The sequence below is a fragment of the Anaerotignum sp. genome, assembly GCF_017483025.1.
In the GTDB taxonomy this organism is placed as follows: Bacteria; Bacillota; Clostridia; order Lachnospirales; family Anaerotignaceae; genus Anaerotignum_A.
The window spans coordinates 1-4,912 of the sequence record NZ_JAFUMA010000083.1; the positions used below are offsets into that span (position 1 = coordinate 1).

Annotated in this window: 5 protein-coding genes and 1 pseudogene; all 6 read right to left on the bottom strand. The window is 41.9% G+C overall.

Features of this window, described 5'->3' with window-relative positions; translation table 11 throughout:
- Positions 1 to 561, bottom strand: a 561-nt coding sequence (locus IJ369_RS07140) for a protein phosphatase 2C domain-containing protein (RefSeq protein ID WP_290717624.1), incomplete at its 3' end; no start/stop codon positions are given.
- The gene (locus tag IJ369_RS07145; protein ID WP_290717626.1) at positions 555 to 1,277 is read right to left on the bottom strand and encodes a vWA domain-containing protein; all 723 of its coding nucleotides are present in this window, start codon (positions 1,275 to 1,277) and stop codon (positions 555 to 557) included. The genes IJ369_RS07140 and IJ369_RS07145, both read right to left, overlap by 7 nt.
- A 17-nt stretch (positions 1,278 to 1,294) precedes the next feature.
- Complete coding sequence (locus IJ369_RS07150; protein ID WP_290717628.1) at positions 1,295 to 2,605, bottom strand: protein kinase domain-containing protein; 1,311 nt, start codon at positions 2,603 to 2,605, stop codon at positions 1,295 to 1,297.
- Positions 2,606 to 2,618: 13 nt separating this feature from the next.
- Positions 2,619 to 3,128: a hypothetical protein gene (locus tag IJ369_RS07155; RefSeq protein WP_290717630.1), complete on the bottom strand. Its 510-nt coding sequence runs from the start codon at positions 3,126 to 3,128 to the stop codon at positions 2,619 to 2,621.
- Between the two features lie 15 nt (positions 3,129 to 3,143).
- Positions 3,144 to 4,223 carry a leucine-rich repeat domain-containing protein gene (locus tag IJ369_RS07160; protein WP_290717632.1) on the bottom strand — a complete coding sequence of 360 codons (1,080 nt, stop codon included), beginning with the start codon at positions 4,221 to 4,223 and terminating at the stop codon, positions 3,144 to 3,146.
- A gap of 21 nt (positions 4,224 to 4,244) precedes the next feature.
- Positions 4,245 to 4,898: pseudogene (locus IJ369_RS07165) on the bottom strand (S16 family serine protease); the annotation flags it as partial.
- Between the last annotated feature and the right edge of the window lie 14 nt (positions 4,899 to 4,912).

Consider the following 4,912-nt stretch of genomic DNA (forward strand, 5'->3'; position numbering starts at 1 on the left):
AGAGCGTACGCCATCCTCTGTCACCAGCTGAATATCACCATCACCGATCTGATAGACCAATGCTGAATCACCGAATACAGCCACCCCAAGAAGCGTAGTGCCATATAACATGTAGTCCACCTTCGACAGACTCGCTTTATTTAAAGCATTTCTGATAGATGTTCTTCTTTTGATTTCGCCAGTACCCTCAATGTCCAGTTTCTCTCTATGCTCATCATTATGCTTTCGTGTAATTCTTTTGTGCCACAGGGAACTGATCTTTTTTGCTAAAATCTGATTGTCATCGATCAATGGCTTCAAAGACGCAATATCACCGTTATATTCATTCAAAACATCCTGCATAATGTCACAGAATACATGTACTGCTCTATACGCGCCCTCGTCACTATACAGGCATTTCTCTGAGCCATGACCGTCTGCAATCGCCATGATCACCGCATTCTCAGCTTTTTTACTCCAGTAGCAGCTATCCTGGCATACGATATCTTTCCGAATGTGATTCGCTCCCTGCACACTTTTCGCATAAACCTTAACATTCATGCTTTCGTCACCTCTTACCAAACATCGCCGACGGGATCGTCATCAATATCAGGAATATCATCTACATTAACCATCTGAGGCACATTAGACTGTACAGGTTCACCTGCCACATCAACAGGTGCAGGTTTGCTAACGGGAGAAGATACCTGTTTCGCCACTGTAGAAGCCCATTTGATCATCTTAGCCAGCTGATCTGCATTATTTGCCTGCAGAACCAGTTCTCTATTGCCTGTGAACTCTTCCAGGATCGCAACATCAACATCCTGACCAATCGCAATCGCTATTTTCACAGCTTTACGGCCCCAAGGCAGGCTAAGCAGTCTATTCAGACCTGTTCTATAATCATCTGTAGGATTACCGTCAGATAATAATACGATTACAGGAGGCAGCGCCTTTTCAGACATAGGAGGCATTTCCAGCTGATCTGCCAGCATATCAAATGCCATACCCATAGATGTCAAAGCACCTAACTCCAGAGGTTCCCATTCGAACTCATCAACGGGTACGGGTGTAGGTGTGATCCACTGTGCGCCTGTTTCAAATCTCAGTGTACGAATCAGCAGCTGCGCATTGGGATTTTCTTCTGCAGCTTTACGCATACCAGGGATAGCATCCTTGATCGCATAGTTTGCTGTGGCAATTTTTTCGCCCATCATAGAACCGGAACAGTCTACTACCCAGAAGAAATGTAAAGGTCTGTTTGCCAGTTCGCCACCGGGTCTTCTTCTTTCTGCCATATGCTTGTCCTCCTTTATTATTCAAAGCAACCTTCTACTTGTCCAAATTTGATCTTACAGCCTTTTGCGATCGTTGCAGAACGACCACTAGGCAATGTTGCTTGGGTATTATCCGGTCTAACATAGACCCAAACATCATTCGTTTCATTTCTCAGACCCCAGATGCTTGGATTCTTAGGATTTTGGACAACGGAAGCAACTACTTTTGTCATGTTATAATTATCCTTCAAATGATGTTCCATCAGCTTTGTATCAGAGTTCAATAAAATCTTATTATTCCCAATTCTGATGCTCACAGGAACATTAAGAACCTTATCGCAACCCCAGAAAATATGGCTGACCATCTGTTTTTCTTTTGCTTCATCATAGAAGTTTTCAGCGCCACAATCAGGACAAACCATAATGTTATTCAGCATTTGAATAAAAGCTCTCTGCCATTCTACTTCCTGAACTCTACGATTGGGATTTGTCATGCCATCTGTAAATGCCTTTACAAATAACTCTTTGAAATAATCCGGATACAAACTCCAGAAAATGATCGCATTATCGTGGGATCCTTTTAACGCTCTATTAGATTTATCCACGGGATCGAAGATAAATACAGGTTCCATACCATAGAGTTTCACCTGTGCATTATAATCAAAGCAGCGGATCACATCTTCTTTGGCGCCAAGCAGTGGATGATGCATCATAAACATATAGAACAGTAATACTGCCAAAGAAAACAGGTCTGTAGCTGTAGAAGGTCTCTCAGGGGTGTTATATACATTGGCCCTTACCAGTTCTGGTGCCATGAACCCAAGGGTACCAATTACCTGGCTCTGTTCCATGCCATCGATCGTTACGTTATCGTTATCACAGATCAGGATATCTCCTGTATCAGGATCGAAGAAGACATTCCCGAAGTTGATATCACAGTAGCTATATCCTCTGGCATGAAGCTTTCTATATGCAGTTACCAAATTAAAGCCAATTTTGCACAGCGTCTCAAAAGAAGGTTCTACCTTGCGTTTTAATAACGCAGGGATATCCTTAAATCTTTTAGAACGCAGCGGCATCACATAGCCAAATAAGTCCCCTCTTGTCAGCATATCAAGAGGCCACAAGAATTCTTCTGAAGGTTTCGGCTGCTGCAGAAGGTTCTCAATGATCAATTTCTGTTCTTTTCTAGCAGTTTTCCCCTTGTACCATTTCAGTGCGTAACGCTGACCGTTACAATCCACTTCATATACAAAGCCCTGACCACCTTCGCCCAATAACTGGACTACTTTATACGCATTACCACTGGCCGAAGTCAATATCTGTCCACTTTCCAAACCATTTTTCATTTTGTCTCACCCCTTAATGCAGCATTTCAAACAAATCGTTCAACAAATATCCATCTGGCACAAAAATACAGTAAAACTTCGAGCCATACTGCATTTCAATTGCATTAGAAAAGGGTTTAATCGATGTGATAGATGTATGTCGTTTATCAAACCCAGCCTGCTTATGCAGGAAGATTGTTCTTTTATTTGTAACAAACAAAAAGCCATCGAAAAATTCCGTTTCAATATGTTCTCCGGTCTGCTTTCTTTCAGAAACACCGTAACCCCATCTAGTGCCCGAAAATAAACCGGGTACAGAACCACCATAATGTTTGGAGATATAGTCTTTCACCACTTTTTCACTCATCAGTCTGCAGCGGTCAGCATAATAGCAAACCTCCCCTTTCTGCAGATAAATCTGAGTTGTAGTAATAGAAGGCAGCCTGCCTTGCATGATCGTGTCAATATGTATTTGATCCATCATAGAAGGGATCATTGGATACTCTGGTTTTGGCTGCGCAAACAACCAGTCAAAAAACCCCATTCAGCCACCTTCTTCCTATATCAACTGATATTTCATGCGATGTTTCTGTGCAAATTTCTCTGCTTCACTGCCCATTTCACAGAGAATAACAAACTCAGGCGAAACATCGCTAAACGCTTCATCGTCAATATACTCTACATGATCAGGGATCATAAATTCTTTCATTGCGGTACAGCCACAAAAAGCATTTTTACCAATTTTCCGAACATTAGAAGGAAATACAATTTTCTTCAGATTTGTACATCCCCAGAACATTTCTTCAGATATTTCAGTCATGGAAGTACTCAGCTTAATATCCTGCAATTTATCACAATCCCGGAATACACCACGACCAATAATAACTACTGAATTTGGCATCATAACCGACTTTATGCCTGTGCCAGACAACGAATAATTGCCCATAGAAAACACAGTTTCCGGCATATTGATCGTTGTAAGAGAACTACATCCTGCAAATGTTCTGTCTGCAATACTTCGTATTCCATAAGGTAAAATAACCTGACGTAATTTATTGCAATTCTCGAATGCTGCAGATCCAATGTCTACAAAGCCTTCTGTTACAACTGCCTGCTCTAAATTAGCCATACCAGAAAACGCTTGTCTATCTATAGACTGCATGAATTTCCCCTGGAGCTTATTAGGTACAACCAGTGTTCTAATGGATGCATCATTACACCCAGTGATCACTGCCTTGCTGCCATTCATACGGAAAGAAAACAAATCCTGATATAAGCCCCCTACTTTCGGGTCATCTCTGGTCACTTCTGCAGCCGCCTGTGGCTGTAATGTACAGGTTTTACCTAATACGGCTTCACCATAACAGACACACATGAGGAAAACTGCATTGCCCGCATTTTCCTCACTGTATCCATAGTTATCCATCAGGTTTTTTGTATATCTATAGGAAAAAGGCGCATTCAGCTCAGTGGAAAGATTTATATCTTCGATAATTCCCAGTTCCAGAAGAGATGTCAGTACGTTCGTCATCAGTTTTTCACCGGGAAATAAATCTTTCATATAAGCCGCAAATATCTTTTTATCCTCTACGCAGTTTGGATATTTCTGCAGCATCTTTGTAAAGTTTTCTCTGAACATAAACCTCACCTGTTCTTCCGATTATTCAACGCCCAGCGCCTTAAATACGGCATCCTGAGGGGTTTGATAGAAAATAGGGTCTACCTTACCAAGCAGATCACTAGGAACAGAGCCGAAATCTACCGCAGAAGTGATAGGCATCAATACCCTCTTAGCTCCGCTATCCAGACATACCTGCAGTACATTTGCCAGTTCATCTACTTTCATAATTGTGCCACTGATGCTGATATCACCAAGTACAGCAAGACTGCTCAATGTAGGTCTGCCCAGTGCAGCGGAACAGATAGCGATCAATGTAGGCAATGTAAGTTTACTTGTCATGCCATAACCATTCAGATCCTGATAGTTCACGATATAGTCCTTAGTCGTTGTACTAATACTCTGACTGATCTGATTACCATTCGCCTTCAGGTATCTAAATGCTGTATCTGCCGCTTCTTTCGCATCTCTATCTGTACCAATACCCGTTTTGATAAAACTGCCATTACCAGGTGCCACCTGTGTTTCCAGTTTATATACGCCAACCATGCCTTTACCACCTCTGGAGATGGTATATACATGACCAGGTTTATTCGTACCTTCTGGAATCAGCTTGCCACCGCCCTGCTCAGGTACAGGCACAAAGTGTTCCTCAAAGGATTCGTTATCAATATAAGAGAAGTTTACATCGAAGAATTACATACAGCCGA

Bases quoted from the DNA above. Each gene is read 5' to 3' on its own strand.
- IJ369_RS07145 (WP_290717626.1), bottom strand. From the start codon at position 1,277: ATGGCAGAAAGAAGAAGACCCGGTGGCGAACTGGCAAACAGACCTTTA.
- IJ369_RS07150 (WP_290717628.1), bottom strand. From the start codon at position 2,605: ATGAAAAATGGTTTGGAAAGTGGACAGATATTGACTTCGGCCAGTGGT.
- IJ369_RS07155 (WP_290717630.1), bottom strand. From the start codon at position 3,128: ATGGGGTTTTTTGACTGGTTGTTTGCGCAGCCAAAACCAGAGTATCCA.
- IJ369_RS07160 (WP_290717632.1), bottom strand. From the start codon at position 4,223: ATGTTCAGAGAAAACTTTACAAAGATGCTGCAGAAATATCCAAACTGC.